The sequence below is a fragment of the Cupriavidus oxalaticus genome, from assembly GCF_038900635.1.
In the GTDB taxonomy this organism is placed as follows: domain Bacteria; phylum Pseudomonadota; class Gammaproteobacteria; order Burkholderiales; family Burkholderiaceae; genus Cupriavidus; species Cupriavidus oxalaticus_B.
Genome location: NZ_JAYMRX010000003.1, coordinates 273,201 through 288,878, shown reverse-complemented (window position 1 = coordinate 288,878; position 15,678 = coordinate 273,201). Strand labels below are relative to the sequence as shown.

14 protein-coding genes and 1 tRNA gene are annotated in these 15,678 nt (G+C 67.2%); 8 read left to right on the top strand and 7 right to left on the bottom strand.

The annotated features are described in order from the left end of the window. Positions 1 to 81: 81 nt before the first annotated feature. From VSR71_RS08005 to VSR71_RS07975, 7 genes are all read right to left on the bottom strand, one after another. A complete protein-coding gene (locus tag VSR71_RS08005; protein ID WP_342913355.1) occupies positions 82 to 807 on the bottom strand; it encodes an ABC transporter ATP-binding protein in 726 nt (241 codons plus the stop codon). Beyond that, positions 804 to 1,565 carry an ABC transporter ATP-binding protein gene (locus VSR71_RS08000; protein WP_342913354.1) on the bottom strand — a complete coding sequence of 254 codons (762 nt, stop codon included), beginning with the start codon at positions 1,563 to 1,565 and terminating at the stop codon, positions 804 to 806. Before VSR71_RS08000 ends, VSR71_RS08005 begins: the two co-directional genes overlap by 4 nt. Beyond that, entirely contained in the window at positions 1,562 to 2,668 is a 1,107-nt protein-coding gene (locus tag VSR71_RS07995) for a branched-chain amino acid ABC transporter permease (protein ID WP_342913353.1), read from the bottom strand. The genes VSR71_RS08000 and VSR71_RS07995 overlap by 4 nt, the downstream gene beginning before the upstream one ends. A 1-nt stretch (position 2,669) precedes the next feature. Beyond that, a complete protein-coding gene (locus VSR71_RS07990) occupies positions 2,670 to 3,536 on the bottom strand; it encodes a branched-chain amino acid ABC transporter permease (protein WP_342913352.1) in 867 nt (288 codons plus the stop codon). A gap of 254 nt (positions 3,537 to 3,790) precedes the next feature. Continuing rightward, a complete protein-coding gene (locus VSR71_RS07985; RefSeq protein ID WP_342913351.1) occupies positions 3,791 to 4,993 on the bottom strand; it encodes an ABC transporter substrate-binding protein in 1,203 nt (400 codons plus the stop codon). A gap of 120 nt (positions 4,994 to 5,113) precedes the next feature. After that, positions 5,114 to 5,929 carry an alpha/beta fold hydrolase gene (locus tag VSR71_RS07980; protein ID WP_428979368.1) on the bottom strand — a complete coding sequence of 272 codons (816 nt, stop codon included), beginning with the start codon at positions 5,927 to 5,929 and terminating at the stop codon, positions 5,114 to 5,116. A gap of 25 nt (positions 5,930 to 5,954) precedes the next feature. Then, positions 5,955 to 7,577, bottom strand: a complete 1,623-nt coding sequence (locus tag VSR71_RS07975) for a benzoate-CoA ligase family protein (RefSeq protein WP_342913349.1) — start codon at positions 7,575 to 7,577, stop codon at positions 5,955 to 5,957. 305 nt (positions 7,578 to 7,882) lie between these two features. Between VSR71_RS07975 and VSR71_RS07970 the strand changes: the two genes are divergently transcribed. The 8 genes from VSR71_RS07970 to VSR71_RS07935 all read left to right on the top strand — a co-directional run bounded on the left by VSR71_RS07970 (position 7,883) and on the right by VSR71_RS07935 (position 15,675). Then, positions 7,883 to 8,836, top strand: coding sequence for a helix-turn-helix transcriptional regulator (locus tag VSR71_RS07970; RefSeq protein WP_342913441.1), 954 nt, complete (start codon positions 7,883 to 7,885; stop codon positions 8,834 to 8,836). A gap of 126 nt (positions 8,837 to 8,962) precedes the next feature. After that, a complete protein-coding gene (gene boxC / locus VSR71_RS07965; RefSeq protein ID WP_342913348.1) occupies positions 8,963 to 10,663 on the top strand; it encodes a 2,3-epoxybenzoyl-CoA dihydrolase in 1,701 nt (566 codons plus the stop codon). Positions 10,664 to 10,703: 40 nt separating this feature from the next. After that, positions 10,704 to 12,128 carry a benzoyl-CoA 2,3-epoxidase subunit BoxB gene (gene boxB, locus VSR71_RS07960; protein WP_342913347.1) on the top strand — a complete coding sequence of 475 codons (1,425 nt, stop codon included), beginning with the start codon at positions 10,704 to 10,706 and terminating at the stop codon, positions 12,126 to 12,128. A gap of 58 nt (positions 12,129 to 12,186) precedes the next feature. Then, positions 12,187 to 13,425 carry a benzoyl-CoA 2,3-epoxidase subunit BoxA gene (gene boxA / locus VSR71_RS07955; RefSeq protein WP_342913346.1) on the top strand — a complete coding sequence of 413 codons (1,239 nt, stop codon included), beginning with the start codon at positions 12,187 to 12,189 and terminating at the stop codon, positions 13,423 to 13,425. Positions 13,426 to 13,548: 123 nt separating this feature from the next. Further along, a complete protein-coding gene (locus VSR71_RS07950) occupies positions 13,549 to 13,938 on the top strand; it encodes an MbcA/ParS/Xre antitoxin family protein (RefSeq protein ID WP_063238628.1) in 390 nt (129 codons plus the stop codon). After that, complete coding sequence (locus tag VSR71_RS07945) at positions 13,898 to 14,650, top strand: RES family NAD+ phosphorylase (protein ID WP_342913345.1); 753 nt, start codon at positions 13,898 to 13,900, stop codon at positions 14,648 to 14,650. The genes VSR71_RS07950 and VSR71_RS07945 overlap by 41 nt, the downstream gene beginning before the upstream one ends. A gap of 122 nt (positions 14,651 to 14,772) precedes the next feature. After that, positions 14,773 to 14,849: transfer RNA gene (locus VSR71_RS07940), tRNA-Met, on the top strand. Between the two features lie 241 nt (positions 14,850 to 15,090). Next, on the top strand, positions 15,091 to 15,675 hold the full coding sequence (locus VSR71_RS07935) for an NUDIX hydrolase (protein WP_133096817.1): 585 nt from the start codon (positions 15,091 to 15,093) through the stop codon (positions 15,673 to 15,675). The last annotated feature ends 3 nt before the right edge of the window (positions 15,676 to 15,678 follow it).

Here is a 15,678-nt window from a genome sequence, read left to right as displayed (position 1 = left end):
AAGCAAAACAGCGTGTCCTTGCGCCCGCAAGGGCCGTTGTGGCATGGCAACATTTGCGCCCAATAGGGCACCCGAAGAGGGTCAGACGCCGAGGTAACGATCCAGCGCCTCCGGCTTGCCGGCCAGGTCGGCCGCGGGGCCGGCCAGCACCACCCGGCCTTTTTCCAGCACCACGGCGCGGTCGGCGTGCGCCAGCACCGAGCGGAAGTTCCGGTCTACCACCACCGAAGCGATCCCGGTGGCGCGCACCGTGGCAATGACTTCCCAGATTTCGCGCACGATGCGCGGGGCCAGCCCTTCGGTGGCTTCGTCCAGCACCAGGCAGTCAGGATTGGTCATCAGCGCGCGGCCGATCGACAGCATCTGCTGCTCGCCGCCGGACAGTTGCTGGCCGCCATGCGTCAGGCGCTCCTTCAGGCGCGGGAACAGGTCTAGCACGCGCGCCTCGTCCCAGTCGTTGCGGCCGTTGCAGCCCTTGCGGGCGGCCATCAGCAGGTTTTCACGCACCGACAGGCTGGGGAAGATGCCCCGCCCTTCGGGCACGTAGGCGACACCCAGGCGCGCCACCTCGAATGGCTGCGCTCGCGACATATCGCGGCCGGCCACGCGGATCTGCCCCTGGCGCTGGCGCACATGGCCCAGCAGCGTACGCAACAGCGTGCTCTTGCCCATGCCGTTGCGCCCCAGCAGGCCCACGGTCTCGCCCACGCCGACGGTGAAATCGATCCCGCGCAGAACATGGCTCGAACCATACCAGGCATTGATGCCGGTGGCTTCGATCATCGGGGTGCTGATGGGCGTACTCATGCGGCCTCGCTTTCTTCCTCGCCCAGGTAGGCGAGCTGGACTTCGCGGTTGGCCCGGATCGCCTCGGGCGTGCCGGTGGCGATCACCGCGCCGTTGACCATCACGGTGATGCGGTCGGCAACCGAGAACACCGCGTCCATGTCATGTTCGACCAGCAGGATGGCATGGCCCTCGCGCAAGCCGCGCAGCAGCCCCAGCATGCGCGTCGATTCCTCGGCGCCCATGCCGGCGAGCGGCTCATCAAGCAGCAGCGCCACCGGCTGCGTGGCCAGGCACATCGCCACCTCGAGCTGGCGCTTCTGGCCATGCGCCAGGTCGCTGGCGAGCCGGTCCGCCAGCGGCGCCAGGCCAGCGCGCTCCATGGCCTCGTCGGCCAGCGTGGCGCTGGTGCGGCAGCCCTGCGCGCTTTCCCACAGGCGCCAGGCCCGCTGCGCGCGCGACTGCGCCGCCAGCCGGCAGTTCTCGCGCACGGTCAGCGGCAAGAAGATGTTGTTGCGCTGGTAGCTGCGTCCCACGCCGTGCCGCGCCAGCCGCGGCTGCGACCAGCCGGTCACCTCCTCGCCCTTCAGGAACAGGCGCCCGGAGGTGGGCGGCAGCTCGCACGACAGCATGTTGATCAGCGTGGACTTGCCCGCGCCGTTGGTGCCGATCACGGCATGGATCTCGTGCAGCGCCAGCGACAGGTCCACGCCGGCCACGGCGGTGAGGCCGCCAAAGCGGCGCGTAAGCTGCTGCGCCTGCAGTACCGGGGTAGTCATGCGGCCTCCGTATTGCGCGCGTTGCCGTCAGCGGCCTTACCGGCCTTAGCGGTCTCACTGGCCTCGGTCCCGTGCCCGCCGTTGTGGCGCCCGGTCTTGCCGCGGCGCCCGTGCCGCAGCACCGCGGGCAGGCTCACCAGCCCGCGCGGCAGCAGCGCGACGGCAACGATGATGAAGCCGCCCATCACCAGCTGCCAGTGCTTGGTCAGCGTGCTGAACCATTCGGCAAGCAGCACGAACGAAAACGCCCCCAGCACCGCCCCGGCCAGGCTGCCGACGCCGCCCAGGATCACCATCAGCATGGCGTTGCCCGACTGGTGCCACGACGCGATCTCCGGATTGACGAAGCCGAACTGGATGGCATAGAGGAAGCCCGCCAGCCCCGCCAGCACCCCGCCTGCGACAAAGGCGCCAAGCTGGTAGCGATAGGTGGCATAGCCGGCGGCGCGCATGCGCTGCTCGTTATGGCGGATGCCCACCAGCGCATGACCGAAGCGCGAGCGCAGCACCAGCGCCAGCAGTGCGACCGTGGCCACCAGGCCCGTCCAGACCAGCCAGTAGAAGTGCGTGGGGTCGGTGACGGTCAGCAACTGCTCGCCCGGCACCGGGAATTCCGGGCGGAAATAGATATAGGTGCCGTCGCTGCCGCCGGCGACCTTGGTGTCATGGAAGACGAAGTACACCATCTGCGCGAAGGCCAGCGTGACCATGATGAAATACACGCCGCGCGTGCGCAGCACCAGCGCGCCCACCGCCAGCGCCAGAATTGCGGAGGCGGCCAGCGCGCCGGCCAGCAGCAGCCAGCCGTTGCCCGGGCCGGACTGCGGCGCGAGCATCGCGGTGGCGTAGGCCGCCATGGCGAAGTACGCGGCATGCCCCAGGCTCACCAGCCCCGTATAGCCGATCAGCAGCTGCAGCGACAGCGCGAAGATCGCCATGATCATCACCTTGCTGAGCAGCTCGATATAGAACTTGTGGCTGTCCGCGGTCAGCAGCAGCGGCAGCACGGCGAGCACGGAAAAGGCCACCAGCCAGCCCAGCGCGGCAAGCAGTGCGGCATTGCCGCGGGAATGCCGGCGCGCCGGCAATGTCGTCGGATTCATGTCATCCCGCCTTGAACAGCCCCTGCGGCTTCCACAGCAGGATCACCGCCATCAGCAGGTAGATCAGCACGCCGGCCGCCTCCTGCCAGAACACCTTGCCAAAGGTATCGACGAAGCCCAGCAGCAGCGATGCCACCAGCGCGCCCTTGACCGAGCCGATACCGCCGATCACCACCACCACGAAGCACACGATCAGCACCTGCCCGCCCATGCCCGGATACACCGACGACACCGGCGCCGAGATCATCCCCGCCAGCACCGCCAGCGCCACACCCAGCGCAAACACGAAGCGGTACAGCACGGTGATGTTGATGCCGAGCGACTGCACCATCTCGCGGTTGGTCGCGCCCGCGCGGATCATCATGCCCAGCCGCGTGCGCCGGATCACGTAGTACATGGCCACGGCCACCGCCAGGCACACCGCCGAGATAAACAGCCGGTACACCGGGTAGGTCATGTCGTTGCCGATCGGCAGCGCGCCGTCGAGCAGCGCCGGCACCTGCACGCCATGCACATCGTCGCCGACCAGGATGCTGCGCAGCTCTTCGAACACCAGGATCAGCCCGTAGGTCATCAGCACCTGCTGCAGGTGGTCGCGCTCGTACAGGTAGCTGAAGAAGGCCCACTCGAGCACGTAGCCGAACACCACCGCCAGCACGATGCCGAGCGGGATGGCGATGAACAGGTTGCCGGTCAGCCCGGCGAGCGTGAAGGCAAGGTACGCGCCCAGCATGTAGAAGCTGCCGTGCGCCAGGTTGATCACGCCCATGATGCCGAAGATCAGCGTCAGGCCGCTGGCGACCAGGAACAGCAGCAGGCCGTACTGCACGCTGTTCAGGCACTGGATGAGGAAGGAGACGATGTCCATGCGGGCACTTCTGCAGACTACGACAGGAGGACGGTCTTGGGTGCGCCAAAGCCGCCCGAACTTGTTTGAGCAAGGTGTTCTCCCTCTCCCCGCAGGGGGAGAGGGTTGGGGTGAGGGGTGGTTTGGCCAGGAGCCACACCAAGCGGGGCCAATGGTCTTGAACCTGCGGGCTCAGCCTTTGACCCGCCCGCCCTCACCCCCAGCCCCTCTCCCGCAAGCGGGAGAGGGGAGCCAACCCGCAGGTGTTGAAGCCCTTACAGCCTGCACCCACGCGCTGGATCAGCCAGCGCCTTGACCGCCACCGAGCTGACCTTGTTCTCGCGCCCGTCCACCTTGCGCAGATAGAAATCCTGCACCGGGTTGTGCGCCTTCGACAGCGTAAAGGCACCGCGCGGGCTGTCGATCCTGGCGGCGCCCATGGCCTTGTACAGGTCGGCTTTGCGCGTCATGTCGCCCTTGACCGCACTGGCGCCGGCCGCGAGCAGCTGTGCCGCGTCGTAGCCCTGCACCGCATAGACATCGGGCTGCAGCTTGAAGGTCTTGGCGTAGTCGAGCCGGAAGTTCTTGTCGCGCGCATTGGACAGGCCGTCGGCATAGTGCAGCGTGGTCTCCAGCCCCTGCGCGGCATTGCCCTGCGCTTCCAGCGTGCCGTCGGTCAGGAAGCCCGAGCCGTACAGCGGGATCTTGTCCTTCAGTCCAGCGCCGGCCCAGTCCTTGACGAACTTGACCGCGCCGCCGCCGGCAAAAAACACGAACACGGCATCCGGCTTGAGCGAAGCCACCTCGGTGATCAGCGCCTGGAATTCGACATTGGGGAACGGCAGGCTCAGTTCCTTGACCACCTTGCCGCCCTTGGCCTCGAAGGCCTCCTTGAAGCCCTTGACCGACTGCTCGCCGGCGGCGTACTTCCACGTCAGCGTCACCACCTTCTTGAGTCCGCGCTCGGCCAGCACCTGGCCCATCGCATAGCCCGGCTGCCAGTTCGAGAACGACGTGCGGAAGATGTTCGGGCCGCACAGCGGACCGGTGGCTTCATCGACGCCGGCGTTGGGGATGATCAGCAGCGTGTTGTTTTCCTTGGCGACCTTGACGATGCCCATCTGCACGCCCGAATGCACCGTGCCAACCACCACGTCGACCTGGTCGCGCTTGACCAGCTTGGTGGCGTTTTCAGGGGCCTTGGCGGGGTCGGATTCATCGTCGACCTTGAAGTACTCGATCTCGCGGCCGCCGAGCTTGCCGCCCTGCTGCTGCACATACATGCGGAAGCCGTTCTCGATGGCGGTGCCGAGCGCCGCATAGGTGCCGGTGTACGGCAGCATGAAGCCGACCTTGATCTTGCCGCCCGGCGCAGCCGGCGCCGGCTGTGCGGTCTGGGCGAAGGCGCCGGCCATGGCAAACACGGTGGCGACGGCAAGGCAGGCAGGCGCGAGCCTGCGCGGGGTGATGCGACGCATGTTGTCTCCTGGTGGTCAAGCCGGCGGCTTACCGGACCGTTGCCGGTCCCCCTGCCGCTGCCGTGGCCTGCGACGGCGCATGGTGCGCCGCGGACCCTGCGGAGCGGGCGGGAAGCCCAATTATTTTAGGTATGAAGTATATGTGTTTATATGCCGAACCGCGGCCTGCGTCAACGCCTCAGGCTGGTCGCGGTGTGGCGAATGCCCGCATCGCGCGAGTTTAAGCAAGGTGGTTTGTGGGGCATATCGATGGATACCCTCGATCTGCGCCATGGTGCCGTACTCGTCGTCTTCGCCCTGCACCGCCAGCACCGGACCCTTCAGACCGGACAGCAAAGGACGCAGGTCCCACTGGCGAAAGGCGGGGTCGAGCCAGATATCGTTCCAGCCCCAGAAAGCGGAATCGACGTCGTCGTGATGACGCCCCAGCCGCTGGCGCAGGTCGGTGTCGAGGTAGACCTGACGCGTGGCGGCGATGCTGCTGACCGACAGGTCCTCCACCACGATATGCGGGGCCAGCACGGTGATGCCGGCCAGCGCCTGCGGAAAGCTGGCGGCGTAGATCAGCGCAATCGAGCCGCCATCGCTGTGGCCCAGCAACCAGGGCACGCCATGCGTGCGGCCGGGGCCGATGTCGAGCGCGTCGAACAATGCCGGCAGCGCCTCGCGCGCCTGGCGGTGCATGAAATCGGGGCGCCATTTCTCGGCATGCGGGCGCGGCGTGGAACGGCCGTAGCCGTAGCGTGAGAACACCAGCCCGCGATAGTCGCCGGCCTCGCAGAAATTGCGCGGAAAGTCTCGCCACATGCTGACCGAGCCCAGGCCTTCGTGCAGGAACACCACCAGCGGGCGCTGCGTGCGCTCGGGGCGCAGCCACTGGTATTCGATCTGGATACGACGCTGGTCGAAGGGGATTTCCACCAGGCTGGTCGGCATCGGCATCTTGTCGTCTGGCATCGCTTCAGGAAGGAGTTGTCTGGGACTGGCGCGCGGCTTCCTCGCGCTGGCGCAGCCGGAAGCGCTGGATCTTGCCGGTGGCGGTCTTGGGCAGTTCCGGCACGCATTCGATCTGGCGCGGGTACTTGTACGGCGCCAGCCGTGATTTGATGAATGCCTGCAGCTCCGCGGCCATGCCGTCATGCCATTGCTGGCCCGGCCGCAGCACGACGAAGGCCTTGGGCTTGACCAGTTCGTCGGCATCGGCCACGCCGATCACCGCGGCTTCCACCACGGCCGGGTGCAGCGCCAGCGCGGCTTCGACCTCGAACGGCGAGACGTAGATGCCGCCGACCTTGAGCATGTCGTCGCTGCGCCCTGCATAGGTGTAGTAGCCGTCGGCATCGCGCAGGTACTTGTCGCCGCTGCGCGTCCATGCACCGACGAAGGTGTCGCGGGTCTTGTCGCGATTGCACCAGTACATCAGCGCCGCGCTCGGCCCCTTGATGAAGAGGTCGCCGATCTCGCCAGGCGCGCACGGTTCGCCGCGCTCGTCCAGCAGCTTCAGTTCGTAGCCCGGGACGGCCATGCCCGTGGTGCCATAGCGCACCTCGCCGGGCCGGTTCGACAGGAAGATATGCAGCATTTCGGTGGAGCCGATGCCATCCAGGATGTCACAGCCGAAATGCGCCAGGAAACGCTCGCCGATATCGCGCGGCAATGCCTCGCCGGCGGAGGTGCACACGCGCAGCGCCACCTCGTCGCGCGCGGGCAGGTCGGGCGCGGCGAGCATGCCCGCGAACAGTGTCGGCACGCCACAGAAAACTGTCGGCTTCTGCTCGCGCAAGCGGCGGAACACTGCCGTCGGCGTGGGCCGTTCGGCCATCAGCACGGTAGTCGCGCCCACCGACATCGGGAAGGTCAGCGCATTGCCCAGCCCGTAGGCGAAAAACAGCTTGGCGGCCGAGAACACGACATCGTCCTCGCGGATGCCGAGCACCTGGCGGGCATAGAGGTCCGCGGTATGGAACAGGTTGCCGTGGGTGTGCACCGTGCCCTTGGGGCGACCGGTCGAGCCCGACGAATAGAGCCAGAACGCCATGTCATCGGGGCCAGTGCGCACGACCGGTGCCGGCGAGCGGGTGCGAGCCAGCATCGCGCCCACGCTGCATGCCGGCGCCGCATCGCCGTGCGGAGCGGCCTGAATCACCGTCGGGGACAGACCGCTCTTGTCGATCGCTGCCTGCATCACCGGCAACAGCGGCGTGGATACCACTACCGCGCGGGCGCCGCTGTGCGCCAGCATGTACGCGTAGTCGTCCGCGGTCAGCAGCGTATTGACCGCTACCGGCACCACCCCGACCAGCAGGCAGCCGAGGAACACCGTGGGGAAGTCGACGGTATCGAGGGCGCACAGCAGCAGCCGCTCTTCCTGCCGGAACCCCGCATCGCGCAGCGCGCCGGCAAAGCGGCGGGCGCGGGCATCGAGTCCGGCGTAGGTCAGCGAAGTGGCGTCGTCGACATAGGCGACCTTGTCGCCCCGTCCTGCCTCGAGGTTGCGCGAAAGCAGGTCTTCGGCGGCGTTGTAGCGCGGCGGCAGTACCGCGACGATGCCGGCGGCGGTCGCGGCAGTGTTGGGGGGCGTCATGTCTCACTCCTTGGTGTCGCCTGCCGCACGCCGCCGGAACCGGTAGCTGCGCGCCAGGCGCCAGGCCAGTCTGTTATCGCGATGTCCGGATCACGTTGCGTGCCGGCATCCGCTTTGCGATGCATTTTATTTCATATCAACTATTATGCAAGCAAGGGGATGCACTATAAGACAGCGCTTCATGCGCGGCCGCCGAGCGATGAGCCCGAAGCACCACAGGACGCGGCAACGCTGCTCGTATAATGCGCCCTTGCTTTTTTGCCAGGCGGCCCAGGCGCCGCCCGGCCAACATGACCCTCGACACCATGCGCCGCGACCCAGCCCCGCTGCCTGCCATCGATTCCGACGCCCGCCCCGCGCGCGAAGCGTCCATGCCGGCCGCCAACGGCGAGCGCGACCCCTACCTGACGCAACTGGGCGACCGCATCCGCTCGCTGCGCGCCTCGCGCGGCATGTCGCGCAAGGACCTGGCGCGCGGTGCCGGCGTGTCCGAGCGCTACCTCGCCAACCTCGAAACCGGCACCGGCAATGCCTCGGTGCTGCTGCTGCGCCAGGTGGCCGGCGCGCTCGACGTGCCGCTGCCGGTGGTGCTGGCCGAGGTGGACGGCCTCAACGGCCAGCAGGCGACGGAGTTCGCACAGATGGTGCAATGGCTGGCGCAGCTGCCGGCCTCGGACCTCGCGCGCGTGCGCGAAGCCTGCCGCCATGCGCTGGCGCCTGAAGAATCCGGTGACGCGCGCCACCGCCGCATCGCGCTGATCGGCCTGCGCGGCGCCGGCAAGTCCACGCTGGGCCGCGCGCTGGCGGCCGCGCGCGACGTGCCCTTCGTCGAGCTGAACACCGTGATCGAGCAGGAAGCCGGCGCCAGCCTGTCAGAAATCCATTCGCTGTACGGCCAGGCCGCCTACCGCCGCTACGAGATGCGTGCGCTGGAACGCACGCTGCGCGAGAACGAGCGCATGGTGCTGGCCACGCCGGGCAGCCTGGTGTCCGAGCCGGGCACTTTCAACCTGCTGCTGGCGCAGTGCTACACCATCTGGGTACGTACCTCGCCGGAAGAGCACATGGCGCGGGTGGTGGCGCAGGGCGACATGCGCCCGATGGAAGGCAACCGCGAGGCCATGGCCGACCTGCGCCGCATCCTGCAGGCGCGCACGCCGCTGTACGCGCGCGCCGATATCTCGATCGACACCAGCGGCCTGGATGCCGCGACCTCGCTGCAACAGCTGCGCGCACAACTGCAGGCCGCCGGCGCCTGATCCGTTTCATCCCTGTCCACCCCGCCGCATTCCGCGTGCGGGGCAATCAGGCATTGCGCCACGCGCTCCTCTGCACTATATTTCATCAAAAGCCGCAAGGCACTATAGTGCATCAAGGAGACAGCCATGTCCGCGCCGGCAACCGCCCCACTTCAGCCTGCCGCCCAGGCAGAAGCCCCCGTTCCCGTCACGTTCGAGCGCCATCCAGACCAGTACCGCCACTGGAAGCTCAGCTTCAACGGCCCCGTCGCCACGCTGGCAATGGATGTCGACGAGGAAGCCGGCCTGCGCCCCGGCTATGCGCTCAAGCTGAATTCATACGACCTCGGCGTCGATATCGAACTGCACGACGCGCTGCAGCGCATCCGCTTCGAGCATCCCGAGGTGCGCACCGTGGTGCTGACCAGCGCGCGCGACCGGATCTTCTGCTCCGGCGCCAATATCTTCATGCTGGGCCAGTCGTCACACGCGTGGAAGGTCAACTTCTGCAAGTTCACCAACGAGACCCGCAACGCCATCGAGGATGCCAGCGAGCATTCCGGGCTGAAATTCATCGCCGCCTGCAATGGCACCACCGCTGGCGGAGGCTATGAGCTGGCGCTCGCCTGCGACGAGATCGTGCTGGTCGACGACCGTTCCTCCGCGGTCAGCCTGCCCGAAGTGCCGCTGCTGGGCGTGCTGCCCGGCACTGGCGGGCTGACCCGGGTGACCGACAAGCGCAAGGTCCGGCGCGACCATGCCGATATCTTCTGCACCACCACCGAGGGCGTGCGCGGCCAGCGCGCCAAGGACTGGAAACTGGTCGATGAAGTGGTCAAGCCGGCGCGCTTCGCCGAATATGTGGCCGAGCGCGCCGCGGCGCTGGCCGCCGCCAGCGACCGGCCGCAGGGCCACCACGGCATCACGCTGACGCCGCTGTCGCGCACGGTCGAGCGCGACGGCTACCGCTACGAGACCGTGCGCGTGCACATCGATCCCGCGGCACGCAAGGCCACGCTCACAGTATTCGGTCCCGACAAGCACCAGCCCGCCGATCTCGCCGGCGTGGTCGCGGCCGGCGCGCAATGGTGGCCGCTCAAGATGGCGCGCGAGCTCGACGATGCCATCCTGACGCTGCGCACCAACCACCTCGACATCGGCATCTGGGTGCTCAAGACCGATGGCGACCCCGCTCAGGTGCTGGCGGCCGATGCGCTGCTGGAAGCCAATGCCGGCCACTGGTTCGTGCGCGAGACCATCGGCATGCTGCGCCGCACGCTGGCGCGGCTGGACGTGTCGTCGCGCAGCCTGATCGCGCTGATCGAGCAGGATTCGTGCTTTGCCGGCACGCTGCTGGAACTGGCGCTGGCGGCCGACCGCAGCTACATGCTGCACCTGCCCGACGCACCCGACGACGCGCCGCGCATCGCCGTGTCGGCGGTCAACTTCGGCCGCTACCCGATGCCGAACGGGCAAGACCGGCTGGCCGCGCGCTTCTATGGCGACGAGGCCGCGCTGGCCGCGGTGCGCGAACACATCGGCGCCCCGCTCGACGCGCTCAGCGCCGACTCGCTCGGGCTGATCACCGCAGCGCCCGACGATATCGACTGGGAAGACGAAATCCGCATCGCGCTGGAGGAGCGCGCCAGCCTCTCGCCCGACGCACTCACAGGCATGGAAGCGAACCTGCGCTTCGGCGGTGCCGAGAACATGGCAACGCGCATCTTCGGCCGCCTGACCGCATGGCAGAACTGGATCTTCCAGCGGCCCAACGCCGTCGGCGAGAACGGCGCGCTGAAGGTGTTCGGCACCGGCAACAAGGCGCGTTTCGACTGGGACCGGGTGTGACGCCCTGCCCGGCGCCAGGCAAGTACAACGAGGAGACACCGTGAGCATCGACTACAGCCAGAAGATCCCCAACAACGTCAACCTGTCCGACGACCGCGCGCTGCAACGCGCGCTCGAGCACTGGCAGCCGGCCTTTCTCGACTGGTGGCGCGACATGGGACCGGATGGCTCGCACAACTTCGACGTGTATCTGCGCACCGCAGTGTCGGTGGACCCGTCGGGCTGGGCGCACTTCGAGCACGTCAAGATGCCCGACTACCGCTGGGGAATCTTCCTGCAGCCGGCCGACCCCGAGCGCAAGATCCATTTCGGCGAACACAAGGGCGAAGCCGCATGGCAGGACGTGCCCGGCGAGCACCGCGCCAACCTGCGCCGGATCATCGTTACCCAGGGCGACACCGAGCCGGCATCGGTCGAGCAGCAACGGCATTTGGGCCTGACCGCGCCCAGCCTGTATGACCTGCGCAACCTGTTCCAGGTCAACGTCGAGGAAGGCCGCCACCTGTGGGCCATGGTCTACCTGCTGCACCGCTACTTCGGCCGCGACGGCCGCGAAGAAGCCGAGGCACTGCTGGATCGCCGCTCCGGCGACCAGGACAATCCGCGCATCCTGGGCGCGTTCAACGAGCGCACGCCGGACTGGCTGTCGTTCTTCATGTTCACCTACTTCACCGACCGCGACGGCAAGTTCCAGCTGTGCGCGCTGGCCGAGTCGGGCTTCGATCCGCTCGCGCGCACCACGCGCTTCATGCTGACCGAGGAAGCGCATCATATGTTCGTCGGCGAGTCGGGCGTGTCGCGCGTGATCCAGCGCACCTGCGAGGTCATGCGCGAACGCGGCATCGAAGATCCGGAACAGGTGCGCGCCGCCGGCGTGATCGACCTGGAAACGATCCAGCGCTACCTGAACTTCCACTACAGCGTGACCATCGACCTGTTTGGCGCGGACCAGTCGTCCAACGCGGCCACCTTCTACAGCGCCGGCCTGAAGGGCCGCTTCGAGGAAGGCAAGCGCGCCGACGACCATGTGCTCAAGGGCGATGTCTACCGCGTGCTGGAAGTGCGCGACGGCCATCTCGGCGAGCGCGAGGTGCCGATGCTTAATGCGCTCAATGAAGTGCTGCGCGACGACTACATCAAGGACAGCTTGGGCGGCGTGGCGCGCTGGAACAAGGTGATCGAGAAAGCCGGCATCCCCTTCCGCCTGACCGTGCCGCACAAGGCCTTCAACCGCAAGATCGGCACGCTCGCCAACGTGCATGTGTCGCCGCAGGGCGAGCTGATTTCCGAGGCCGAGTGGAAGGCCAACGAGCGCAAGTGGCTCGCCACGGACGAGGACCGCGCCTTTGTCGCCAGCCTGATGGGCCGCGTGGTCGAGCCCGGCAAGTACGCCAACTGGATCGCGCCGCCGGCGGTGGGCATCAACCGCCAGCCGATGGATTTCGAGTACGTGCGTTTCAACTGAGCCAGGCAAAAAACCGGCAAGGAGATACCGGGCAAACCGGTCAAACCCGAGAATAGCGATGGGCGCCCCCGACATCATCAAGCAGCACCTGATCGACCCGGAAATCTGCATTCGTTGCAACACCTGCGAAGACACCTGTCCGATCGACGCCATCACCCACGATGACCGCAACTACGTGGTCAGGGCCGAAGTCTGCAACGGCTGCAATGCCTGCCTGTCGCCGTGCCCGACCGGCGCCATCGACAACTGGCGCACCATGCTGCGCGGCGACGCCTATACCATCGAGGCGCAACTGCTGTGGGACGAATTGCCGGCCGAGGTGCCGTTGCCGGAACTGGACAGCGCGGTCGAAAATTCCGTCGCCGCGGCGCCGGCTTCGGCCGCGCCTGACGTCGGCATCCAGGCGGTCGAGACCAGCCGCCACACCTCGCAGCGCGCGCCATGGTCTGCGGCGCACCCGTACGTGAACCTGCACGGCGTGCGAGCGCCGGTCGCCGCGACGGTGGCCGGCAACTACCGGCTCACCGCCGACGACGCATCCAGCGATATCCACCATATCGTGCTGGACTTCGGCACCCATTTCTTCCCGATCCTGGAAGGCCAGGCGATCGGCATCGTGCCGCCGGGCACCGACGCCGCCGGCAAGCCGCACTACATCCGCATGTACTCGGTGGCCAGCCCGCGCGACGGCGAGCGCCCCGGCTACAACAACCTTGCGCTGACGGTGAAGCGGGTCGACCAGGACCATGACGGCCAGCCGGTGCGAGGCGTGGCCTCCAGCTACCTGTGCGACCTGGCCAAGGGCGACACCGTGCAGGTGGTGGGCCCGTTCGGCACCACCTTCCTGATGCCCAACCACGCCGAAGCCAGCGTGATGATGATCTGCACCGGCACCGGCTCCGCCCCCATGCGCGCCATGACCGAGCGCATGCGCCGCAACCTGGCGCACTTCAACGGGCGCCGGATGCTGTTCTTCGGTGCGCGCAATGCCAACGAACTGCCCTACTTCGGCCCGCTGCTCAAGCTGCCCAAGGATTTCCTCGACATCCATTTCGCCTTTTCGCGCGATCCCGATGCTCCGCGCCGCTATGTTCAGGATGCTATCCGCGAGGCCGCCGATGCCGTGGCGGCCCTGCTCGCGGACCCCAACGGCCACGTCTACATCTGTGGGCTGAAAGGAATGGAGGAAGGGGTGCTCGCCGCCTTCGACGCGGTCTGCGCCGGCGCCGGCCGCAGCTGGGCGGAACTGGAAGCCACCATGAAAGCCGAGGGCCGGCTGCATATCGAGACCTATTAGCCTGCACACCGGTCTAACCGATACCGGCCCGCCAGCATCCGGCGGGCCGGACCCTTTTGCGTCAAACCCTTCCCTTCTGAAATCGTTCGCCTATAATATTTCTGAAGAAACAGGAGCAAGGCGATGCAATCCAGGCGGATCCCGGAAACAGACCCCGCCGGCGGCCCCGACCCCGGCACTACGCTGACCAAGGCGGTAATGCGCGCCGCCGGCTTCCTTGGCATCAGCCAGGCCGTGGTGGCAAGCGTGCTGGGCATCAGCACGGCGTCGGTATCGCGCATGGCATCCGGCGGCTATGTACTCGATGCACACCGCAAGGAGTGGGAATTCGGCGTCCTCTTTGTACGCCTGTTCCGCTCGCTGGACGCAATCCTCGGCCATGGCGACCAGGCGCGGCTGTGGCTGACGCATGAAAACCTGGCACTGGGCGGCAAGCCCATCGAAATGATCCGCACAACGGAAGGTCTGGTCCGTGTCGTTCACTACCTGGACGCCACCCGCGGTCGCATCTGAGCGCCGGCAGTTCGCGCTCACGCTGTGGCGGGCGGTGGAAGCCCAGCACGTTGTCTCCACCATGCCGCTGGTCGACAGCCTCGAGGAACAGGCTGTGCTGGAAGCCGTGCTCGATGCCGGCAAGCCCGCCGTGCCGATCGAGGCACGCCACCTGCACTACCTGCTGTTCACCCCCTTTCGCTATCCCCCGTCTCCGTGGGGTTCGCGCTTCCGCGCCGCCCAGGATCCCGGCGTGTTCTACGGCGCCGCAGAGATCCGCACCGCCTGCGCGGAACTGGGCTACTGGCGCTGGCGCTTCCTTAACGACAGCCCGGCGCTGCCGCGCATCGACGCCCGCGCGCAGACACTGTTCGAAGTGCGCATCGCCACCGACGGCGTGGCGCTCGACGCCCCGCCCTTCGACCGCGACCGCGACGCCTGGACCGACCCCGACCAGCACGAGCCCTGCCAGGCCTTCGGCCGCGTCGCGCGCGAAGCCGGCCTCGGCATGATCCGCTACACCTCGGTACGCGACCCGCTCCACGGCCTGTGCGGCGCCGTGATGACGCCGCGCGCCTTCGCCCATCCGCAGCCGCTGGCGACCACCACCTGGATGCTGACCGTGCGCCGCGACCGCGTGATCTGGCAGCGCGACGACCTGCAGCAGCGCGACAGCTTCGAGTTTGCCGCCACGCTGTGGCAGCGCACAAGCGATAGTCCGGGCGCGGGCTGAACCTGTTCACGCCCGCGGCGATCTAATCGTTATGGCATGCGGGTTTTAGCCGCCGCTGGCAATACCTGCAGCCAAGTGTTGCAATGCGCAACCAAGTGCCCTATAATCTCTTCTTCGACGGACGCGGGGTGGAGCAGTCTGGCAGCTCGTCGGGCTCATAACCCGAAGGTCGCAGGTTCAAATCCTGCCCCCGCAACCAACCGCCTGATGATGCGGTTGGACACTGCAAGTCATCCGATCCGTCCGACAGACAAACCCGCCTCTGGCGGGTTTTTTGTTTTGGCTGCGCCGCTTCGTGCAGACTCTGTGCAGACTCCGCGCAAACGCCGAGGGCACAATCAGTGCGGCATGCAACCGACCGCATCGCACTACCCTGCCGGCCCGCCCCGGCGCCCTCCGCGAGGGTGATACACTTTCGCCATTCCTCCCGGACGCCCCTCATGAAATTCTGCTCGAACTGTGGCCATGCGGTCGTGTTGCGTGTGCCTGACGGCGACAACCGCCCGCGCAGTGTCTGCGACAGCTGCGGCACCATCCACTACGTCAACCCGCGCAATGTCGTGGGAACGATTCCGGTCTGGGAAGACAAGATCCTGATTTGCAAGCGCGCGATCGAGCCGCGCTACGGCTTCTGGACCCTGCCCGCCGGCTTCATGGAAATCGGCGAGACCACCGCGCAGGCCGCCGCGCGCGAGACGCTGGAAGAAGCCGGCGCGCGCGTGCAGGTGGGCGAGCTGTTCTCGATCCTCAATGTGCCGCATGTCCACCAGGTGCACCTGTTCTACCTGGCCACGCTGGACGACCTGGACATCGCGCCGGGCGAGGAAAGCCTGGAGGTCAAGCTGGTGGAAGAAGCCGACGTGCCGTGGGACGAACTGGCGTTCCCGACCGTGATCCACACGCTGCGCTGCTTCTTTGCCGACCGCGCCGCCGGCCGGCTGCAGGACGGCAGCTTCCGGCTGCATAGCCTGGATATCGACAAGCCCATGCGCCCGCTGACCAGCCGGGCCACGGTCACGCCCTGAGCG

What these genes read in the sequence shown, in the direction of transcription:
- VSR71_RS08005 (WP_342913355.1), bottom strand. Translation starts at nt 807, where the DNA reads ATGAGTACGCCCATCAGCACCCCGATGATCGAAGCCACCGGCATCAAT.
- VSR71_RS08000 (WP_342913354.1), bottom strand. Translation starts at nt 1,565, where the DNA reads ATGACTACCCCGGTACTGCAGGCGCAGCAGCTTACGCGCCGCTTTGGC.
- VSR71_RS07995 (WP_342913353.1), bottom strand. Translation starts at nt 2,668, where the DNA reads ATGAATCCGACGACATTGCCGGCGCGCCGGCATTCCCGCGGCAATGCC.
- VSR71_RS07990 (WP_342913352.1), bottom strand. Translation starts at nt 3,536, where the DNA reads ATGGACATCGTCTCCTTCCTCATCCAGTGCCTGAACAGCGTGCAGTAC.
- VSR71_RS07985 (WP_342913351.1), bottom strand. Translation starts at nt 4,993, where the DNA reads ATGCGTCGCATCACCCCGCGCAGGCTCGCGCCTGCCTGCCTTGCCGTC.
- VSR71_RS07980 (WP_428979368.1), bottom strand. Translation starts at nt 5,929, where the DNA reads ATGCCGACCAGCCTGGTGGAAATCCCCTTCGACCAGCGTCGTATCCAG.
- VSR71_RS07975 (WP_342913349.1), bottom strand. Translation starts at nt 7,577, where the DNA reads ATGACGCCCCCCAACACTGCCGCGACCGCCGCCGGCATCGTCGCGGTA.
- VSR71_RS07970 (WP_342913441.1), top strand. Translation starts at nt 7,883, where the DNA reads ATGCGCCGCGACCCAGCCCCGCTGCCTGCCATCGATTCCGACGCCCGC.
- boxC (WP_342913348.1), top strand. Translation starts at nt 8,963, where the DNA reads ATGTCCGCGCCGGCAACCGCCCCACTTCAGCCTGCCGCCCAGGCAGAA.
- boxA (WP_342913346.1), top strand. Translation starts at nt 12,187, where the DNA reads ATGGGCGCCCCCGACATCATCAAGCAGCACCTGATCGACCCGGAAATC.
- VSR71_RS07950 (WP_063238628.1), top strand. Translation starts at nt 13,549, where the DNA reads ATGCAATCCAGGCGGATCCCGGAAACAGACCCCGCCGGCGGCCCCGAC.
- VSR71_RS07935 (WP_133096817.1), top strand. Translation starts at nt 15,091, where the DNA reads ATGAAATTCTGCTCGAACTGTGGCCATGCGGTCGTGTTGCGTGTGCCT.